The 18,873-nt window shown below is 47.7% G+C and carries 18 protein-coding genes, 1 pseudogene and 1 riboswitch; of the genes and pseudogenes, 3 read left to right on the forward strand and 16 right to left on the reverse strand.

Annotated features, from left to right (window positions below; genetic code table 11):
- Positions 1-2: 2 nt before the first annotated feature.
- From METLU_RS0123665 to METLU_RS0123685, 6 genes are all read right to left on the reverse strand, one after another.
- The gene (locus METLU_RS0123665) at positions 3-824 is read right to left on the reverse strand and encodes a sirohydrochlorin chelatase (RefSeq protein WP_027160350.1); all 822 of its coding nucleotides are present in this window, start codon (positions 822-824) and stop codon (positions 3-5) included.
- Entirely contained in the window at positions 821-1,636 is an 816-nt protein-coding gene (gene cobM, locus METLU_RS0123670) for a precorrin-4 C(11)-methyltransferase (RefSeq protein WP_027160351.1), read from the reverse strand. The genes METLU_RS0123665 and cobM overlap by 4 nt, the downstream gene beginning before the upstream one ends.
- Complete coding sequence (locus tag METLU_RS0123675) at positions 1,633-2,934, reverse strand: cobyrinate a,c-diamide synthase (protein WP_036244112.1); 1,302 nt, start codon at positions 2,932-2,934, stop codon at positions 1,633-1,635. The genes cobM and METLU_RS0123675 overlap by 4 nt, the downstream gene beginning before the upstream one ends.
- Positions 2,934-3,629, reverse strand: coding sequence for a CbtA family protein (locus METLU_RS0123680; protein ID WP_231383726.1), 696 nt, complete (start codon positions 3,627-3,629; stop codon positions 2,934-2,936). The genes METLU_RS0123675 and METLU_RS0123680 overlap by 1 nt, the downstream gene beginning before the upstream one ends.
- A complete protein-coding gene (locus tag METLU_RS29270; protein ID WP_081679266.1) occupies positions 3,583-3,759 on the reverse strand; it encodes a CbtB domain-containing protein in 177 nt (58 codons plus the stop codon). Before METLU_RS29270 ends, METLU_RS0123680 begins: the two co-directional genes overlap by 47 nt.
- An 88-nt stretch (positions 3,760-3,847) precedes the next feature.
- Positions 3,848-3,977: riboswitch (cobalamin riboswitch) on the reverse strand.
- Between the two features lie 126 nt (positions 3,978-4,103).
- Positions 4,104-5,057: an IS5 family transposase gene (locus tag METLU_RS0123685; RefSeq protein WP_027160336.1), complete on the reverse strand. Its 954-nt coding sequence runs from the start codon at positions 5,055-5,057 to the stop codon at positions 4,104-4,106.
- 461 nt (positions 5,058-5,518) lie between these two features.
- Between METLU_RS0123685 and METLU_RS0123690 the strand changes: the two genes are divergently transcribed.
- Positions 5,519-6,469: an NAD-dependent epimerase/dehydratase family protein gene (locus METLU_RS0123690; RefSeq protein WP_027160354.1), complete on the forward strand. Its 951-nt coding sequence runs from the start codon at positions 5,519-5,521 to the stop codon at positions 6,467-6,469.
- A gap of 56 nt (positions 6,470-6,525) precedes the next feature.
- Positions 6,526-7,674 (forward strand): nucleotidyltransferase family protein, encoded by a 1,149-nt coding sequence (locus METLU_RS0123695; protein ID WP_081679267.1) that lies wholly within the window; start codon positions 6,526-6,528, stop codon positions 7,672-7,674.
- A gap of 82 nt (positions 7,675-7,756) precedes the next feature.
- Here METLU_RS0123695 and METLU_RS0123700 read toward each other — a convergent pair whose 3' ends face one another.
- The 4 genes from METLU_RS0123700 to METLU_RS0123715 all read right to left on the reverse strand — a co-directional run bounded on the left by METLU_RS0123700 (position 7,757) and on the right by METLU_RS0123715 (position 12,799).
- Positions 7,757-8,710, reverse strand: a complete 954-nt coding sequence (locus tag METLU_RS0123700; protein ID WP_027160356.1) for an IS5 family transposase — start codon at positions 8,708-8,710, stop codon at positions 7,757-7,759.
- Between the two features lie 245 nt (positions 8,711-8,955).
- Complete coding sequence (locus METLU_RS26430; RefSeq protein WP_051300330.1) at positions 8,956-10,740, reverse strand: ATP-binding cassette domain-containing protein; 1,785 nt, start codon at positions 10,738-10,740, stop codon at positions 8,956-8,958.
- On the reverse strand, positions 10,737-11,732 hold the full coding sequence (locus METLU_RS0123710; protein WP_027160357.1) for a nucleoside-diphosphate kinase: 996 nt from the start codon (positions 11,730-11,732) through the stop codon (positions 10,737-10,739). The genes METLU_RS26430 and METLU_RS0123710 overlap by 4 nt, the downstream gene beginning before the upstream one ends.
- A gap of 170 nt (positions 11,733-11,902) precedes the next feature.
- The gene (locus METLU_RS0123715) at positions 11,903-12,799 is read right to left on the reverse strand and encodes a nucleoside-diphosphate kinase (RefSeq protein WP_081679269.1); all 897 of its coding nucleotides are present in this window, start codon (positions 12,797-12,799) and stop codon (positions 11,903-11,905) included.
- Positions 12,800-12,817: 18 nt separating this feature from the next.
- Here METLU_RS0123715 and METLU_RS26435 point away from each other — a divergent pair, with 18 nt between their 5' ends.
- Entirely contained in the window at positions 12,818-13,936 is a 1,119-nt protein-coding gene (locus METLU_RS26435; protein ID WP_051300331.1) for a hypothetical protein, read from the forward strand.
- Here METLU_RS26435 and METLU_RS27615 read toward each other — a convergent pair.
- The 6 genes and pseudogenes from METLU_RS27615 to METLU_RS26450 form a co-directional block, all read right to left on the reverse strand.
- Positions 13,893-14,714, reverse strand: a complete 822-nt coding sequence (locus tag METLU_RS27615) for a gamma-glutamyl-gamma-aminobutyrate hydrolase family protein (RefSeq protein WP_081679270.1) — start codon at positions 14,712-14,714, stop codon at positions 13,893-13,895. The genes METLU_RS26435 and METLU_RS27615 overlap by 44 nt on opposite strands.
- A complete protein-coding gene (locus tag METLU_RS0123730) occupies positions 14,701-15,630 on the reverse strand; it encodes a nucleoside-diphosphate kinase (RefSeq protein ID WP_027160360.1) in 930 nt (309 codons plus the stop codon). The genes METLU_RS27615 and METLU_RS0123730 overlap by 14 nt, the downstream gene beginning before the upstream one ends.
- Positions 15,611-16,717: an aminotransferase class V-fold PLP-dependent enzyme gene (locus METLU_RS0123735; protein WP_027160361.1), complete on the reverse strand. Its 1,107-nt coding sequence runs from the start codon at positions 16,715-16,717 to the stop codon at positions 15,611-15,613. Before METLU_RS0123735 ends, METLU_RS0123730 begins: the two co-directional genes overlap by 20 nt.
- A 37-nt stretch (positions 16,718-16,754) precedes the next feature.
- Positions 16,755-16,937 (reverse strand): annotated as a pseudogene (locus tag METLU_RS29275) (IS3 family transposase); the annotation flags it as partial.
- Positions 16,938-16,961: 24 nt separating this feature from the next.
- Positions 16,962-17,630, reverse strand: coding sequence for a transposase (locus METLU_RS26445; protein ID WP_196806648.1), 669 nt, complete (start codon positions 17,628-17,630; stop codon positions 16,962-16,964).
- A gap of 45 nt (positions 17,631-17,675) precedes the next feature.
- Positions 17,676-18,578 carry a GHMP family kinase ATP-binding protein gene (locus tag METLU_RS26450; RefSeq protein WP_155920782.1) on the reverse strand — a complete coding sequence of 301 codons (903 nt, stop codon included), beginning with the start codon at positions 18,576-18,578 and terminating at the stop codon, positions 17,676-17,678.
- Positions 18,579-18,873 lie beyond the last annotated feature (295 nt).

An 18,873-nucleotide genomic window follows, 5' to 3' on the forward strand; every position in this document is an offset into this window, starting at 1 on the left:
GATCAATGATGGTGGTGATGTTCAGCTTGTTCGCGGTACTGACAGCCGTCGCATTCCAGCATTTTCGGCGCTATCGGATCGGTCGCTTCAGTAACCCGTTGATCGAGCAATTTAAAAATCGCCGGATCAAAACCAAAATAAGTACCGGAACCGAAAGCAATGTGCGGATATTGGCTTCGCAAGCGCTCAATTTGTTTGCCGATTCGCTCGATCAGCAGGCCTGTGAACAGGTAATAAGGCAAAATCGCGAGCTGAGTCATACCGAGACGCACCTGGCGTTGCACGGCGGTTTCCAGACGCGGATGGGTAATGCCGGTAAAAGCGATGTCGACCAGTTCATGCTCGGTGGCCTCGAACAGCCAACGCGCTAATTTTGCCAATTCACTGTTGGCAACTTTGTCAGATGAGCCACGGCCTAAAATAATCACGCCGGTGGTTTTCGGGTCGGGCATGGACAGGGTTTTCAGTGCGCTTTTTAGCTGTTTTTGCAGCACGGCCAGCAGAGTTTCATTGCTGCCCAGATGCGGCGCGTAGATGAATTCGACAGTTGGAAATTTTTCGCGCGCTACCTCGATATGCTCGGGAATCTCCATCTTCACATGCCCGGCGGCACTGATGATCAGCGGCACCACAATTACGCGCTCAGAGCCTTGTGCGGCGCGGCTCAAACCTTGTTCCAGCAGCACCTCGGCCAGCTCGATGTAGCACAAGTCAATGCGCCAATCGGGATGCTGGGCTTGCCATTGCTGTTGAAATTCGCGAATTTCGGCGTTACCGGCCTGGTTGCGCGAACCGTGGCCGACTAAGAGGACGGTGGTTGTCATGCTTGTTCCTTTGGGTTTGGCCACTCGGCACGGCGAAAACGATGGGTAAAACCGGCATCATAAAGTTTGGATTTTTTTAACGACGGCCAATGACGCGCGCCCAAGGTGGGACTGATGACGATCATGGCCTGACTGTTGATTTTGGCGGCCCGGCAGCGTTCGCGAATATCGGCCAGCGTGCCGCGGATAATCTGTTGTTCGTCCGGCCAACTGGCTTTGTGGACTACCAATACCGGTGCGTCATCCGCCCAACCGGCGGCTTTTAATTCGCGCTCGATTGTCGTCAACAAGGTGATCGATAAAAACAGGCATAAGGTGGTGTGATGGCTGGCCAGTTCTTGCAAGGATTCACCGTCCGGCATTGGCGTGCGGCCTTCAACGCGGGTTAAAATCACGGTTTGCGTGACTTCGGGTAAGGTCAGGCTCTCCACTGCGCAAGCCATCGCGGCAAAAGCCGACGATACGCCCGGCACCACTTCGACGGCAATATTAGCCACATCCAGCGGTTGCACCATTTCGATCAACGCGCCATACAAGCCAGGGTCGCCGGTTTGCAGGCGAATCACGGTTTTTCCCGGCCCGGCCTGATCGATCAGCCAGTCGGTAATCTGCTCCAAGGTCATGTCTTTGGAATCTTTAATCACGCAAGCGCTGGGTGCCCATTGCGTCGCGGCGGCTTGTACTAATGAGCCTGCGAACAAAATGGCGTCAGCCTTGGCGATTAAGTCGCGGCCTTTGACGGTGATTAAATCGGGGTCGCCGGGACCTGCGCCCACAAACCAGACTTTCGGTTGAGTAGACTGAATGGTCATAGAAAAAATCCAGCCGCAACCTGCGGGTTGTACGGAAAATAGGTGTGCAGATAAGAAGCCTGCAGCGAACCCATACGGTAAAAATTTTCGCTGCGGCTACGATTGCGTTGCGGATTCGATGTGGTGAACAGCTGCATCGTCGTTTCCAGTTGTGAGTGATGAAAACTGTGCCCGCGAATTTCGCCTTGTGCCAACTGCAAGCTGTGCATGCCCAGATTGACCAGCCGTTTTTGCATCTGCGCGCTGCCGGGTAACAGTCCAGCCATCGCAGCCGCATGGCCGTCTTTATCGGTCAAGCGTTCCAGCAAATATAAAAAGCCACCGCATTCGGCGTAAATCGGTTTACCGGCTTGATGATGTGCATGCAAGGCTTGTTTCATGGCAACATTGTCGGCCAATGTTTGGAGATGCAGTTCCGGGTAACCACCGGGCAGATAGATACTATCGGCTTTGGGTAAAACAGGGTCGGTCAGTGGCGAGAAAAACGTCAGCTCAGCGCCCATGGCTTGCAAACAATCCAGGTTGGCCTGATAAATAAATGAAAATGCAGCATCGCGAGCCACAGCGATGCGTTTACCGGCTAGTAAAAGTGGCTGCGGTGTGGTAGCGATCGGCGCGAATGCGACGGGCTGCGGCAATCGGCACGGCGCAAGGCTGCTCAGTAATTCGGCAGCGCGCGCTAAGCGAAGATCAAGGTCGCCGATTTCATCGGCCTGCAACAAACCCAGGTGTCGAGACGGCAAACCGATTGCGTCATCTTTCGCCATCGCGGCCAGCAAGGGCATGTTTTCCCGCAACGCTTCTTCTAGCAGTTTGGCATGACCAGGACTGCCAACTTTGTTGGCGATGACGCCAGCAAACGGCAAATTGGCCCGGTAATATGCCAATCCGTAAGCCACGGCAGCAAAGGTTTGCGCCATGCCGCCAGCATCGATGACAACAGCAACCGGAACATTTAGTTTTTGCGCTAAATCGGCGCTGCTGCTATCGCCGTCGAACAGGCCCATCACACCTTCAATCAAGATTATGTCCGCGTCGACTGCCGCGTTATAAAGTATCTCTCGGCAATGCGCTTCACCCATCATCCATAGATCAAGTTGATAGACCGGTTGTCCGCAAGCAAAGCTAAGAATTTGCGGATCGATAAAATCCGGGCCGGCCTTAAAGACATGCACCTTACGGTTTTGCTGGCGATGATAATAGGCCAAGGCCGCGGCAATGGTGGTTTTGCCTTGCCCGGAGGCAGGGGCGCTAATCAACATCGCCGGGCAATGACGTGCTGCAGTGGCATTCATCATTAAAACGTCACTTTGCGCAGCAATTTGCCCGATATTGCGCCCAAGGTTAGCCAGAAAATGGCGTTGTTGATGGATGTCAGTACGACAAAATGCAGTTGTAATGCTTCGGGTGCTAAGGCGTGGGCAACGTCCGGATGAGGCGCGCCGATTAAATGCGGTAAAGCCAGCAAGCTAGCGCCGCCGATTTGCAGCCAGCGTTGTTTGGTCAAAACCAGTCCAAACAAGCCAATGGCTGTAACCGCTGCAGTTAATAACCACCACGCTTGGCGACTATGCAATTCGGCACTGTCAGTGCCGGGCAATTCCGGCGGCAAGCCCAATGATGGCGCGACAAAAAACACCAAATAACCGGCAAAACCCCAGCCAAGTCCATTCAGATAACCGCGTTGATCCCGCCAGTACATAGAGGCACTGATTAACAAGGCAAAACCAAAGCCGGTCAGGCCATTGAACAGCAAGGTAAAGCCATTGCGTTGCCATCCATCCATCGGTTGCCAATCATGCACATGCTCAGCCGATGGCGTTTCGAACTGCTCAGCGGCCAAAATCAACGGCAGGGTTTGATAGTGTTGCAGCACGCTGATTAACAAGCCGCCCAATAGTCCTGCCAGTAGCGAGACTGCAACCAGCTTACGAAAATCAGCCACGTTAATGGCAGGGAAATGCAGCGCTGTGACGCCCGTCGTGAGTGGCATTATGCAGGTAATTGTTGGCATCCTGTAAGAAACCCAAACCTAAAACGATGGTTAGGCCTAATACAATGGCGCCAATGCCGGGCAGGAATTTTGAGGTTGATATTGAGGCGGTTGCAGCGGGTGTTTTCATGGTTGAGATTCCCGGGTCTTAATAGATGGAATAACAGTACGGGAAGACAGACAAAAAAACCAATTTGACAGATCGCCCTCCGCAATACTGTTGACTACAGTTTTAGGCCTGTCTCCGGGCTCGTGACGAATCACCTAGCGTTGCGTGGGCAGCGTCGGGATTTTACCGACTTCCAGTTTCACCCTCGAAGAGCAGGAACCTTAAAACTCATCATGATTCTAGACTGGCCGCGGTTATATGGCAAACAATTTGTGCGGAGCAGCTTGCAATATGGGGATTGAATCTGGAGGGCGTTGTTGAATAAATCGAAATTTGGCCGAAGCACATCATTTCTAGCTTTTGCACTAGATTTTGATAGACACAGGCATACCCAGGCCTGTCATTCTGTTGAGAGCAGACGCACTGCACCATGCTTCAGTTTTTTGTTGAGGCAACGCACGTGCTTTCATGGTGTTGCCAAAAATGCGCTTATAACGCTGCATGGCAAGCTCAACATAGTTTCGAAAGTTGTAACCCGTTTTTCGTTGCCACGCTATGCGACCTTGTTCAGCAAGGGTTTGAATATGCTGGTCTCGCTGCGTGTCACCAGCGTCTGAACAAACTGCGTTCCTGGGCGGCGGAACCACTACATGTACATGCGACTGTTTAGCTAAAACCGCCTTATAAACTGGCTCTCCATCGTAGGCGCCATCGCCCATGAAAATATCGAAAGGCGTGTCAATTTGGTCGAGCAAATCGGGAACTGCAGTCGGGTCGCCCACTTCTGGCGTAGTGAGTTCACAGGCCAGAACGTTATGATTTTCAACAATCACAAGATGCAGTCTACGCCAGGTGCGCCGAGCAGGAACATTATGTTTTTCCTGGTGCCATTCGTCTTTGCCATAGACTTTGAGTCCGGTGGAGTCAACGATCACAATACTGCCTGCTTCCTTCGCCTTGCTCAGGATATGCCTGGGAAAGACAATGCTGCGCTTGGCAATGCTACTGAAGTCAGGAATAGTGATACCTGCGTTCATAACACGAGCCGGCGAATTCATGAAACCTTCGGTTTGACGTAGCGGCAAATGAAAAACCTGGCGAATAAACCCGGCGGTTTCTATCGCGATGTCAGAATATTCACGTGGCCGCCCGCGAGCACCAGTCTTGATTGGGCGCCACCCCGCTATCGCTTCTTCAGTAAACCAGATCGTAAAATCACCACGTCGCCGTAACCCATTATTGTAGTCATGCCAGTTCGTCACTTGATAACGAGATTTTTTGATTTTATGGCGGCGGCTCTCGTTATGTTTATACGGCATGCGGTGAAATCGATTGAAGTAATGGATCCAAGATAATGTCATATAAACGACTTGAATGCTGAAAACCTGATTTATTCAACAACGCCCCATATCATCAGCCTGGTTCGTTTGGGAACAATTCATCAACCAGATACGCCGCTTCTCTTCAACTTGCAAACACCAGATTCATTTATAGCTTTTCAATGCCAGAGGTATTATGACAAGTTCGCAAATCGCCCTGTGTTGAGCTGAAGTTGCTGGTTAAAAGATAAGCGCAAGAAGCATAACGCGGTTGTTGCAATGTATATTAACTTTGCCCATAATATCAATGCCCGAGCTCAAGCTCATGAGTGGTCAAACAGTTTTCTTTTCAGTCTGAATAGCAGCGGTTTTTGTTATTAGTTTTTTGTAGAAGCAAAATTTATGGAAGATGAAGTTCTCAGTGCGCCAATCATAGCGCTATCAATGGGGTGCGCCAGGATATGAAACGCGTACTTATTACCGGCGGCAGCGGATTTATAGGATCTCACATTGCTGACTATTTGCTAGTGAGAGGTTATGGAGTTGCTATCTTTGACAAGATTTCTCCTGTTTTTCCTACCGAAGCCGAAACAATCGTCGAAGACGTATTGAACTTCGATGCAATCAGCCAGGCAATCAAAAACGTTGACTGCGTCGTTCACGCCGCTGGTGTGCTCGGAACGCATGAAACGGTTGCAGCTCCGATAGTGTCCATTAATGAAAATGTCATCGGTACGTTGAATGTACTGGAGGCTGCTGTCCGATTTGATGTTCCCGTAATTTGCCTTTCAAAACCAAATGTGTGGCTGAATCCATATTCGATCTCAAAAGATTGTATGGAGAAGTTCTGTTTCATGTATATTCATGAACATGGTCTGAAGGTATCCATCCTGAAACTATTCAACGTCTATGGACCACGCCAAAAATACAATCATATCCAAAAAGCGATACCAACCTGGATTATGCAAATGCTCACTGATAACAAGGTTGAAATTTTTGGCACCGGAAATGCGACCATGGATCTGGTGCATGTACGTGATGTGAGTGTTTGTATTGAAGGCGTATTGGATAACCTTGAGGCATGTCTCATTTCCACCCATCAGCCCATCGCGGATGATATCTATACAACATTCAGTGGTCTGAATGAGCAAATTCTTGAGTTGGGCAGCGGAGAAGAGATATCCGTTCTCGATGCGGTTAGAAAACTGGGTTCGCTGGTGGGTAAGGACTATTCGATTAATCATTTGCCTATGAGGCGTGGCGAGATTGATGGCACTCGACTATGTGCGAACCTGAGTCGTTTGCAGCAGCTGACAAAATATAAACCTTCGGTGGCTTTGGCGGAAGGTTTTGAAGATACCATATCGTTCTATCGCGAAAGTCTTTCTGCCATCCTCGGGGGAAAACTATGACATCAATAAATATATCCCATCTGATTAGCGCGTCCCGACACAAATAAGTGAATGCTATGAGCAGTCTGATTGCTAACCCGATGTACAATGGGGCATCAAACGAAAAGCGTATTTTAATCATGCTCTCGATGATTCGAAATCCTCCCTCGTATGAGGAGTTCGAAAATGTGCTTAAGGCGCGCTTGAACTGGCCATGGATTATCATGCAAGCGATGCATCATCGCACGATCTGCATTCTCTGGCATACATTAAAAAGCAGAAACTTACTGAACCTTGCATGTCGGTCGGGTCTCGGAAAGAATTGGATCACCTATTGTGAGCAACTTACGCGAGGGAGCCACAAAAAGAACAGGCTTTGGCTGGAGTGCTTGAATAACACCCTTGAGCATCTGAAAAAAGATGACATTGATATGGTGTGTATCAAGGGCAGTGGCCTCATTGGTGATATTTATGAGCCTGAGCTACGGATGCTTGGAGATATCGACACGCTTATCCGGACAAAAGATCGTGCAAGGATCAGTGCGCCGCTGAAAGAGCTGGGCTACCAACATGGTGTCATCGACCCTATCACCAATACCATTAAGCCCCTATCCAAAGAAAAGCTAAGATTTTGGAATTTTCACTCGAAGATCATGCCAAAATTTACGCTTCTCACTGGCAAAGAAGAGGTTCCGTTTGTGCGCCTGGCGGTGGGGTTTGATCTTTTTGATCCTGGGGCTGAATACGGAATTGGTAGCGATATACTGTTGGATCATGCATTGCAGCATCCACGTTACGAAAATTTAAAGGTGCTTGATTCGCTTGATACATTTGTGTGCCAATGTGCCCACGTATTTCGCGAGGCGACTTCGGAACTTTTTGCGTACATTTCCGATAGCTGGCATCTATGGAAGTTTTGTGATTTGCGGGAGTTGCTCTACGCTTATGACAGCGAGGACTTTAGGAGCGCAGCAATAGAGCGGGCGGCCTTGTACAGTGTATTGCCGGTTGTGTACTTTGCCCTAATGCATACTTATGCTGTGTATGGTGACCCACTGTTATTGGATTGGATAGAGACACTGGAAGCATTGGATACGCCGCTTGCTAAGTTTTCACGAGTAATAAGCGATGAGTTTGCAGATGCTTTGTTTGATCCGCACCCTATTGCCTTAAAAACCCAGAAACCGGAATGGTCGAGCGTAATAGAAGACGGAGAATGGTGGTAATCACCAGAAAGCGAGTCATATCCAGTGGGCGTTGTTGAATAAATCGAAATTTGGCCGAAGCACATCATTTCTAGCTTTTGCACTAGATTTTGATAGACACAGGCATACCCAGGCCTGTCATTCTGTTGAGAGCAGACGCACTGCACCATGCTTCAGTTTTTTGTTGAGGCAACGCACGTGCTTTCATGGTGTTGCCAAAAATGCGCTTATAACGCTGCATGGCAAGCTCAACATAGTTTCGAAAGTTGTAACCCGTTTTTCGTTGCCACGCTATGCGACCTTGTTCAGCAAGGGTTTGAATATGCTGGTCTCGCTGCGTGTCACCAGCGTCTGAACAAACTGCGTTCCTGGGCGGCGGAACCACTACATGTACATGCGACTGTTTAGCTAAAACCGCCTTATAAACTGGCTCTCCATCGTAGGCGCCATCGCCCATGAAAATATCGAAAGGCGTGTCAATTTGGTCGAGCAAATCGGGAACTGCAGTCGGGTCGCCCACTTCTGGCGTAGTGAGTTCACAGGCCAGAACGTTATGATTTTCAACAATCACAAGATGCAGTCTACGCCAGGTGCGCCGAGCAGGAACATTATGTTTTTCCTGGTGCCATTCGTCTTTGCCATAGACTTTGAGTCCGGTGGAGTCAACGATCACAATACTGCCTGCTTCCTTCGCCTTGCTCAGGATATGCCTGGGAAAGACAATGCTGCGCTTGGCAATGCTACTGAAGTCAGGAATAGTGATACCTGCGTTCATAACACGAGCCGGCGAATTCATGAAACCTTCGGTTTGACGTAGCGGCAAATGAAAAACCTGGCGAATAAACCCGGCGGTTTCTATCGCGATGTCAGAATATTCACGTGGCCGCCCGCGAGCACCAGTCTTGATTGGGCGCCACCCCGCTATCGCTTCTTCAGTAAACCAGATCGTAAAATCACCACGTCGCCGTAACCCATTATTGTAGTCATGCCAGTTCGTCACTTGATAACGAGATTTTTTGATTTTATGGCGGCGGCTCTTGTTATGTTTATACGGCATGCGGTGAAATCGATTGGAGTAATGGATCCAAGATAATGTCATATAAACGACTTGAATGCTGAAAACCTGATTTATTCAACAACGCCGCGCTGTGGCTGCGCGTGATTTTCTCCAACCGGGCTTTTTGTTCGTCTGTTAATAGGATTTTTATGGCTTTTCTAGGCATAAGGCCTAGTATAAACTATAACCAATTCTATTAGTGCAATTAAACACTAGCTCTAACTTTTCAATCACACGCGGATCTCCTACACTGAATCCACAGCAATTTGGCGCTCCCAAGCACTTTGATAGTACCCACTTTCAGAACAAAGGTCCTGGTGTGTTCCTGACTGAATCACTTTACCGTCTTTAACAACATATATGTAATCCGCATCGACAACCGTAGAAAGCCTATGGGCTACAATAATAGAAGTCAGGCCTTTTGAAACTTTTTTAAGTGTTCTTTGAATGGCAAATTCGGTAGCCCCATCAAGAGAACTCGTTGCCTCGTCCATTATTAGCACCTTAGGATTCCTCAACATCGCACGGGCTATACCAACACGTTGGCGCTCTCCACCTGAAAGCATTACTCCCCGCTCGCCTACTAATGTCTGCAGACCATTCGGAAGTTTTTCGACAAGTTCACTCAGCTCAGTCGCCGCCAGCACGCGATAAATTTCTTCCTGCGTAAGCTCAATACTACCCAAAGTCAGATTCATTTCCAAAGTATCATTAAAAAGCGAAACATCCTGTGGGACAACGGCAATAATATTTCGCAAAGTGGCAGGATCCATTTCAGCCAGGTTCTCGCCATTTAGCAGTACTTGACCTTCCACAGGATCAAACAGCCTGGCTGTCAGGTTCAGTATGCTGCTCTTGCCTCCGCCAGAAGGACCAACAATCGCTGTTCGCTTTCCCTGGCGAAAACACATTGACAGATTTTCAACTACCGGTGCAGCACGACCGGCATATGAATAGGTAGCGCCTTTAAGTTCTATTGATGGCGGTGAGGAGATTTCGTTCTGCTTAATTAGCCCGGTTTTGATCTGCTGAAATGCCGGCGGTGTGCGCCTGATCTCCAACGCCTTCTCCAAATCTATGGTCGCCTGTTGCATAGATCGATAATGATAGCCAAGCATTCCCAGCGGATAGAAGAGACCCCGTATCAGCAGAATTGAGGTTAGTACATCACCAACTTCATACTTTCCATCAAGTACGCCAAATCCTGCCATCACGACAATAATCGTAAGACAGATCCGCATAACAGAATGCTGGAGAATTGTGATTACATTAAGAATTCCAGCAGATCGCGCCGCCGCAACGGCATACCTTTGTGCCGCACGCTCATGCCTCGACATCACTGCATCCTCAGCGCCCAGCAACGTTACAGTGGTGAAATTGGTAAGTCCGTCTAAAGCTAAGCCAGCAACCTTACTATCAAGCTCATTCTGAGCACGGCGGGAAGAGATCCGTCTCTCGTCGGCCCACCGATTAACTGCCATATAGAGAATGACTCCAACGGAAGCAACCGCCGCAAACTGCCAATCCAGTTTATATACCAAAACTACCAGACCAAGCGTAAATTCAATTGCCGTAGGTGCAAGGCTGAATGCAGTGCTGCGAATAAGCTCTTCCAGTGATTGAACGCCTCTTTCCACTATCCTTAATACAGAACCACTTCGATGGTTACTATGGAATTCATGGGATAGTTGAAAAAGATGGGCAAATGAGGTGACCGAGAATCTACACTTAAGGTCTTCAATGACCGGATCCACGACCAGATCACGAAGATTGGACGCGGACGATGAGAATGCCGCTAGCACCACATAAAGCACCGCTCCCCAAAAAAACATGCTGGCCGTGGCAGAGGTTTGTTCGGCGCTGAGTAGATTCACTGCATCACCTAGCACCACTGGAGCCAGGACACTCGCGACCGGTCCTGTAACCAGTAACACCAACGCCACTGACAAGCGCAACTTAAGATGGGGGGTATGGACCGTTTTCAGTAATGCAATGCATTCTTTCAGCGCTCCACCCTTTTTATTGTTCATGAGAATTTCTTTCTCTTTTCCAGATTGGCTGTATATTCATTCCAGTGACTAAGCTCACAACTCGGAAAAGCCTGTGATTTTATCTCTCTCTTCATCGCAATGGATCTGGAACGCAATACGATTCTATCAATATGAGGGACACCCAGCTTGCGTTGCTCCAGCAGTTCACTTATCAACAGACAAGATTCTGTATCGCCGGCAAAACAGTTTCTTAACGCGGCGCTCGCTTTATGCCTGACATCAGGGGCGGGGATAAGGCCCAGCGCGGCTCCCAGTCGCAGCTGGCAATCTTTATCACTGAGCGTATAACCGGCGTCAGGCTTCAGTTTATCGAGAGTATCGTTATCAGCAGCAAGTTGTTCGTTATTTTTAATTGCACAAAGCAGTTCCTGCAATTGTTCAGAGTTCAATAGTATTCCCAGTTCACGCACTACATCACATGGCTCATCAGATGTATGTATATAGTTTAGGAAGATACTCTGCATACCTCCACAGACCGCTCGCAAACAATCACCCGATCGCTCTCGAGGATCCGTACTTCCTTTTAGATCAGTTAAGCGAATCGATAGTGGCAGCCGCTCGTCAATCTGCGAATGCTTAACGACAAACAAGACTGAAGGACCTGCCCCCATAAGCTCAACCAACAACTGAAAACGTTCGTCTGTATAACGCCCTTTGGCGTAGCGCCATAAGTGATGCGTCTTTTCAGCATCGATATTGAGACGTTCAATGGCTAATGTTTGATAACCGGCATTATGCAGGAAGTCCCTGATAACAATCCCTTTCCCGCTTTCAACAGCTTCGGGCTTGGCAAGCAGCAATCCCAAGTTCCAAAGATAATCTCTTAGCAGCTGTTCTAAACCAAACGCGGAAAGAAAGTGGCTCCAGCCCCTCATAAAGTATTCATCGTGATAGTAGATCACGCGTTTTTCTTTAAAGCAGGACAACCAGTCAGAAATAGCGTTATCGTTATCGTTTGAAATATTAGCCATGCTCAATTGCTTATTTCGATATTTCTCTTATTAAAACCGATTGAAACCGATTGTATGGTAGGCAATTATACCTGCTTTGCATCAAGCATGGCACAGCCACTTCAGCTCCACAATATGCAATGCTCCATTCAGAGCCCTTTGTTCCCAACAATAATCCGTGTAACGGCTTGCTAAAGGGGCTCCAGCTTTTCACTTAATAAATGTGCGTCGAGAGGAAGCGAACATTCCGGGTCATCGGGTATGATGGCATCTTTTCCAATATAAGCATGACCACTGACAAAATTAACACATGTCAAACCATCCCGGATGATATTGCGCCATATTTCGCGAATACCTGCATAGTTATCCTCGGGCAACGAGGCCGTATTTAACGAATCGAGCGAAAAAGCCCCCTCGGGCACCAGGCTTTCAATTACCTTCAGAGACTGGCAGGCAAGCTCCTGTTTGTCGACACATAAGCTGGATTCGCGTAGAAGGTCAGCCATCTGCTCATCTGAAAACAACAAAGCCTGCTCTCTCAACAGATCCGCGGGATCATCTGCAATGTGCAGATAGGAAAAAACATTGGCAATAGCCGGGCCTGCAACGGTACGCAGATCTCCGGGTTTTCTTCGATCGATTCTGGCTGTACCTTTGAGGTAGGTAAGATGAACAGTGGCTGGTGCCGAGTATCTTACCGTTGTATCTCTAAACAGGAGGTAAAGCGCTTCACCCGCATCCATAATGCGCTTGAGCAGGTTCTGGCGCTCCTTGGTTGCAACATTCCATTGATACTTCCATAACGCTTCAACCTGATCCTCCGATACTTTTACAGTTCTAACCGCACACGGAAAAAAGCCATGCTCCCTAAGCAGTGGAAACACGTTGCCCGCCATATGTCCGGCGATTGCATCCGGACGAATAATCAGCGCGGCCGTATTCCATAAGTAGGAAATTTTTTCTGCATCAGATCCGAACATTCGAGACAAAAGTGATAAGGCTCTCAAATAGTTCTTGTCTTTGGAAAAGTATCGCTGTTTAATTGAATTAGGCGTTAATACAACGTTCAGATCGTCAATGGGGTTCATACAGTATCAAATTATCTTATGGCAACGAATAACAAAATCCACCCTTCATCAACTTATGAACACTCAACTATAGTTGAGAATAACATTCTAAAAGGGCAGGTTCGCCAAGGTAAACTCGTTCTACCCGCAGCGAGATTAAGTTTACCGGTAACGGAGATTCTCGAACAAGCCTATATTGAAGAAGGCGATATCCTCTTTTGTGCAGGCACTTTGATTGAAGGCCAAGGTAACCCCTGTTCAGATCTTGACGTATATGTCATTACAAAGCAATTACGTGAAGCTCGCACCATTTCCATAAAGAAGCATCACCGGGTGCTCACCGATAGCCGCGACATAGTTCGTGCAGCAGATGGCAATTCAAGCCCTGTAAGGCTTATTCACACTGCGATTCCTGATTGTGCCACGAAAATAGATATTGAGTTCAGAACCTTTGCAGAAGTTGAGCAACTGTTTGGTAGCATTCAGGATATCTATGATTATGCCACAAAGAATCTTATACTGCTTACAAAACGCGTAAGCGAACGAGACGAAAGTTTTATTCACAGATTACAGGCCTCAATTTGTCTCGCAGGACACTCCGCCTACGACTTACTCCTGGCAGCACTCCCCAAAGAGCAGTACAAGTACCTTGGCTACAGATGGGTTGCCTCCGATTTTTCTGTTCTTCTCGATATTGCCGGTGCTGTGTCTTTTAGTGATTGGCTACGGGCAGTGGATTTATCCAGGGAGAATCTGATTGCGCAAACGTCCGGTTTTATGCGGGCCCTAGGCCTCGCGAACTTTCGAAGAAAGTGGATTACATATTATGTAAAGCAGTATCTTCCCAAAGAACTCGTGCAAGAGTTTCAAAGTTTATATCTCCTTCAAGATATAGACGCGTCGCCCCGGTCTTACCAGACTTTTGTGCAACGCACCCTTGATTTTGTAGATAGAATATTCGAGTACACATCCCCTGTTTTGGAAGAGTTGCCACTGTTCCCCTCTGGAGAGGATGCCTTACGCAGGCTTGATGCTGAGCAGGAGGGGCATAGTGACCTGTATTCAAAACTGGAATTTGAGTATAGAAGGAAAGCTTACGGGCAGGCCATCCGCCCTACCACTGATTTTGAAATATTCGAATGGAAGAACTTTGATTAATTGAGCGGCCGGCAAATTCTCTGCAAGCCATGCCAAAGCTTTTAAAGAGCTGTGCATTGATTGGCATAAGATCTTCATGCCACTCTGGATGCCATTGCACGCCAATTAACCAATGCGATGAGTTAACACTGCAAACCGCTTCTGTTACTCCGTCTTCGCTCCAGGCTTCGACACGCAAGCACTTGGGGATTATGTGCACACACTGATTATGCAGAGAGTTCACATTAACTTGCCTTTCAAGCCCTGCGTTTTTCGCAATATCATCCAGCATCCCGCCGTCGCTAATATGAATTGCGTGCACTGGAAGATATTTTTCTTCGTAAGTAGATACCGTTGGCGTATGATGATTGAGTATTGGGCGTTGCAAGCAATCCAAATCCTGGTGAAGGCTTCCACCTAATGCACAGACTATTTCCTGCATTCCCCTACAGATACCAAATAAAGGCATTTTAGTCTTAACGGCATATCGAACAAGGGCAAATGCTACTTCATCCCTCCGCGAATCAAACTCATGCTGTTCGTAGGCCTCTTCTTCACCATAGGCCGAGGGATGCACCATCGTTCTTGCGCCTGGCAGGAGAATGCCATCCACCCTTGTTATCAGGCTCGGTATGACCACCATCTCAGAGGTGGTTGGGATTAATAATGAGTCGCATCCTGAAATGCGGTTTAGCGCATCAAGATATTTATCTAGAACTATATTGAAACAGCCATCATTGATTAACCGGCTTGAGCATAAGACCCCAATAACCGGCCGATTACTACTATGGATCATCATTGCGCACCTGATTGTTCTTTAGATAACTGTCCAGTGTCATAGCAAGATCTTTACCATCGGGTATGATCGCCTGGTATGGGTCATAGGCTTCTCCGCTCACATAGTCAATGCAACACCTTGCGCGCTCCATGAAGGCCGGCCAGCTTATTGCGGACGCCCCAAACTTACCGGCTTCAACATCCCTGCGGCAGAAATCCGCGTGCTTGAGCAGTAAATCTTTGGTCCGCTTTTCGGTATCACTATAACAAAGCCCCTGTTTGGGCTGAGTTGACCCAGTTTGACCAAGCAAATTCAACATAGTATCCGCACCCAGCAGCAAGCACATTTCCCGGACCATGTCGGCAGGGTCATCCGAAGCATGCAGGTATGACAAAATGCTGGCCGTAGCAGGGGCAACAATGGAGCGGAGATGCCAGGGTTTTCGCTTCCTGGCAATTGATGGCCCTTTCAAGTATGTGAGATGCGCAGTGGCAGGAGCCGATATGCGGGGGTTATCGTCATGAATCAGTAAAAGTACGGAAGGAGCCGAACTTAGCAGTTCCCCTAGTAAGTCTTTTCGCTCCTCGGTCATCACATTGCTTTGATAAAGCCATAATGCTTCCGCCTGAGAGCGGGTTAGCAATACCGTTTCGCATCCAACGATACTCATGTGGCGCGAATACAATTCCTCAACTATATGGTGTGGATACCCTACGAAAAAGGCATCAGGACGCACAAGCAACAGGCAATGATTCCACAGAAAGCGCTTTAACAGTGCTTCGCTGCTTAATGCGTTCCGCAGAATATGCATACCATTTAAATAGTTGATATCCTGAGGATAGATATCTCTTTTATATCGATTGACAGTAAGAACGTCAGCCAGTGACAGTGCTTCCAGCTTCAGTTCATACTGTTTTTTAGTGGGTTGGCAATCCATCGCGTATTCCCCTGTCAAGGCGATCTGCAAAGAGAAGCAGGTCATTCTCAGAGGTATAGCAGCCAAACGATACCCTCAGTATTCCACCGTATTCACCCACAATAATTCCCTGAGAAAAAAAATAGTTTTGCCAAACACGCCCCGGCAAATCGAGCAGATGTATATGCGGTGCGTGCATTCCCTTATGCAAGAGAAGATTTGGGGGCTTTACTAGTGCAGTAAAGCGCTGGGAAAGCCACCTTATATGTGCATGTAATTTTGTTCTTGAGATGGAGTCCAGAATTCGAATGCTGACAGGTAATGCACTTAGCACATGTTGGTTTCTATCGCCAAACTCACAAATACTGCCCTGTTCTGTATCCCACGCTTTCGAAAAGCATACAGCCCCAATTCCCGGCGGACATAGAAAGCCCTTCTGCAGTGTAAAACAATGAGCGGTGGGGCAATGGGTTTCTGCCAACTCGTAAATACCAGCAGACTGGGCCTCATCCAGAATGAGGGCAATTCCACTGCCGGCCAGTACTGATGCAAGATAGGATACATCATACTGTTTACCATTGCTCGATATGCGGGGAGCACATAAAACCGAAACGCCAGCCAGTTGCTTTTCAAAATGGTCAGACTCCATTGCTTTTTCAGGTACCCGTATTTCAACCACCTCAGACAGGCCGGCAATCTGCCGCACTACCGCTAACACCGAGGGATGTGAACCTTCAATAACGCCTATCCGACCTCGGGCCGAATCTCCCCTGGAAGATAAAGCCAGCACAACTGCATCGCTGGTACTCGACGCAAAGCGCAATTTATTAGTATCAACATTCAGGTAGGCGGCCAAAACGTCTCTGGCATATTTTGTCTGCTGCATATGAAGCGATTTCGTATCACGACAATTCAGCGCCTGTTCGATATACGCACTCATCGCGTGGGCAGCTTCACTCGAGAGAGGAGCTTTTCTCGCAGCATCAAGGTAGACCACTTTTTTAAGACTGGGAAAGCATCCTCTTATACATGACAAATCGGAGTCTGAAACAGGGCTTTCACTCTCTTTGCCAGATGGCATATGGGTGTGCTGTTGATTACTTTTCATGTATGTTTGTAATGGTCAACCAAAACCGGACACCTGCTTAGGCAGTGTTTCTAACAAAATCCCGTTCGAATTCGATAGGGGATTGGTAGTTCAATGTTGAGTGAGATCGGCGGCCATTATAAAAAGCCAAATAATCGATCACGCTCAGTTTTGCCGCTGCTTGGGTTTTGAATGTTTCGTAGTTGAGCTGTTCATGCTTCAAACTGCGAAAAAACCGTTCAGTCGGCGAATTGACGCTCCTATGTCAAGCCATAAAAGCGGCCTCTTTCAGATCAGCCAGGATAAGCGGATAAAGCTCTCGAACAATGTAGCGCTTTAAGCAACGCTGAATTTCTTTGGTTGATTTACCTTCGGCGGTTCGGCGAGCCACATAAGCGCGGGTTCGCGGCTCACTTCGCATTCTGACTAAGGCAATCGTCCATAACGCATTGTTAGCGGTTCGATCACCGTTGCGGTTGAGGCGGTGGTGGATTGTTTTTCCTGATGACGCAGGCAGCGGATTAGTGCCACATAAAGCGGCCAGGGCCGCCTCGCTACGCAAGCGGTCAGGGTTATCACCCGCCACCGCAAGAAGGGTAGCCGCCGTTTGCAGGCCTACGCCAAACTGGCTGCGCAATCGTTTAGCCGCCTGCTTGGTTAAACTTTCCAGTGTAGCATCAAGCTCGCGCAGCTCTGCGGTTAAAGACAACCAGCACTTAACCAGTAGCCGAAGAGTTGTCGCTAATGTTTGAAGCGCCACTGTATCGCCTAAACTTAGGATCTGTGCGCACGCTTTTACGCAGTGCTCGGGTTTGGATTTCCAGAGCTTGGCTCTTATGTCATCAGGAGCGCTGATCAGCAGTGCCCGTAATTGATTAATTGCCTGTGTTCTGGTTTTCACAGTGCTGCGTCTGGCGGCTGATATCGTTCGCATCGCTTCGGCAGCCCCTTTCTGTAATTTTTAATGCGGATCTTTATTTTATAAAGCATTGCGAGAGGTGGAAAATTGCCATGTAGTATTAATTCCAATTTCTTTTAACAATGTGATGGCCTTTGTTTTCTGGCAAGCAAATTGATTGTTTTTAACATCAAAAATAAATCCAGCAATGCTACCACTGTGCGCAATCTGCAGGCCATAGGCTCCAACTTGTTTTTGAATTTCTAATAATTCTGAAAAATGTGATTTAGGAAGAAATTGTTGGTTGATTACTGCACTTTCTGTACATATCTTGCCCAGAAGAGGCACAGATTGAGAATCAATAGCTATTCTTAATTGCTTAATTAGTTGTTTAAATGCTCTAATTTCAATTTTCCCATAATCTGGATAAGGCAAATCCAATGTTGAGACGCCATTACCAAACGGGCATGTATCAAAACCAAGAACAGCCGTCGCAGGCAAATTGTTAGCAAAAAACTCCTTAACCAAGCCATCTCGTTGTAAAAATACAACCACTTGATTATCATACATGCAAGGGTCGCAAGCAAATTCTGCCTGCACTGCTATTCGGGAGATTTCCTCGGCACTCAGCCTGCAATCCAAAGTTTGAGCAACTGCTCTGATTGTTGCCACAACATCGCTGGTGGATGTGCCAAATCCTAAACACGGAATTGAATTTGATTCAATCTCTAACAATCCCTCTTGATTAGAATATCCCGCATAAGTCATCGTTAAACCAGCAGCCCGGAGAGATTTTGTTTTCCATTCTGGTTGAACTTTTAGAGCATTAGTCTTGGACAATGTAAATTTAGCTCGAGATTTAATGTCTGGGCTTATAAGAGAAACCAAAAAGTGTTTCTGCCCAACAAAAGGCAGATCAATCATTCCCTGAAGTATTTCTCCGTGATGACCAATTGCATAGCCTAATCCTATTTTTGAGGACATAAAAAATCACTTAATTTAAAATCAAAATAAACCACTCTGTACACGACAAATTTTCTAACTTAAACTCTGAGCACGATTCTGTCGGAAAATGTCGTTTTCTTAGCTTTTCAGGGACGACTATCTAGTGTCATCCAGATAAACATTCCGGCGCCGACCGTCAATTTTTATCGACCCGCCTCTGCGCTTCTTTTTTTATCCACGGTCGGTCATCTTTATTCCTGGCAAAGGTTGGTCAAGTAGCAGCCTGTCGACATTGTCTGGACTGACGATTGCTTGACCTCGGTCATGGAAGCTT

It is taken from the genome of Methylobacter luteus IMV-B-3098 (assembly GCF_000427625.1).
Taxonomy (GTDB): Bacteria; Pseudomonadota; Gammaproteobacteria; order Methylococcales; family Methylomonadaceae; genus Methylobacter; species Methylobacter luteus.

Bases quoted from the DNA above. Each gene is read 5' to 3' on its own strand.
- METLU_RS0123665 (WP_027160350.1), bottom strand. From the start codon at position 824: ATGACAACCACCGTCCTCTTAGTCGGCCACGGTTCGCGCAACCAGGCC.
- cobM (WP_027160351.1), bottom strand. From the start codon at position 1,636: ATGACCATTCAGTCTACTCAACCGAAAGTCTGGTTTGTGGGCGCAGGT.
- METLU_RS0123675 (WP_036244112.1), bottom strand. From the start codon at position 2,934: ATGATGAATGCCACTGCAGCACGTCATTGCCCGGCGATGTTGATTAGC.
- METLU_RS0123680 (WP_231383726.1), bottom strand. From the start codon at position 3,629: ATGCCACTCACGACGGGCGTCACAGCGCTGCATTTCCCTGCCATTAAC.
- METLU_RS29270 (WP_081679266.1), bottom strand. From the start codon at position 3,759: ATGAAAACACCCGCTGCAACCGCCTCAATATCAACCTCAAAATTCCTG.
- METLU_RS0123685 (WP_027160336.1), bottom strand. From the start codon at position 5,057: ATGCCGTATAAACATAACGAGAGCCGCCGCCATAAAATCAAAAAATCT.
- METLU_RS0123690 (WP_027160354.1), top strand. From the start codon at position 5,519: ATGAAACGCGTACTTATTACCGGCGGCAGCGGATTTATAGGATCTCAC.
- METLU_RS0123695 (WP_081679267.1), top strand. From the start codon at position 6,526: ATGAGCAGTCTGATTGCTAACCCGATGTACAATGGGGCATCAAACGAA.
- METLU_RS0123700 (WP_027160356.1), bottom strand. From the start codon at position 8,710: ATGCCGTATAAACATAACAAGAGCCGCCGCCATAAAATCAAAAAATCT.
- METLU_RS26430 (WP_051300330.1), bottom strand. From the start codon at position 10,740: ATGAACAATAAAAAGGGTGGAGCGCTGAAAGAATGCATTGCATTACTG.
- METLU_RS0123710 (WP_027160357.1), bottom strand. From the start codon at position 11,732: ATGGCTAATATTTCAAACGATAACGATAACGCTATTTCTGACTGGTTG.
- METLU_RS0123715 (WP_081679269.1), bottom strand. From the start codon at position 12,799: ATGAACCCCATTGACGATCTGAACGTTGTATTAACGCCTAATTCAATT.
- METLU_RS26435 (WP_051300331.1), top strand. From the start codon at position 12,818: ATGGCAACGAATAACAAAATCCACCCTTCATCAACTTATGAACACTCA.
- METLU_RS27615 (WP_081679270.1), bottom strand. From the start codon at position 14,714: ATGATGATCCATAGTAGTAATCGGCCGGTTATTGGGGTCTTATGCTCA.
- METLU_RS0123730 (WP_027160360.1), bottom strand. From the start codon at position 15,630: ATGGATTGCCAACCCACTAAAAAACAGTATGAACTGAAGCTGGAAGCA.
- METLU_RS0123735 (WP_027160361.1), bottom strand. From the start codon at position 16,717: ATGAAAAGTAATCAACAGCACACCCATATGCCATCTGGCAAAGAGAGT.
- METLU_RS26445 (WP_196806648.1), bottom strand. From the start codon at position 17,630: ATGCGAACGATATCAGCCGCCAGACGCAGCACTGTGAAAACCAGAACA.
- METLU_RS26450 (WP_155920782.1), bottom strand. From the start codon at position 18,578: ATGTCCTCAAAAATAGGATTAGGCTATGCAATTGGTCATCACGGAGAA.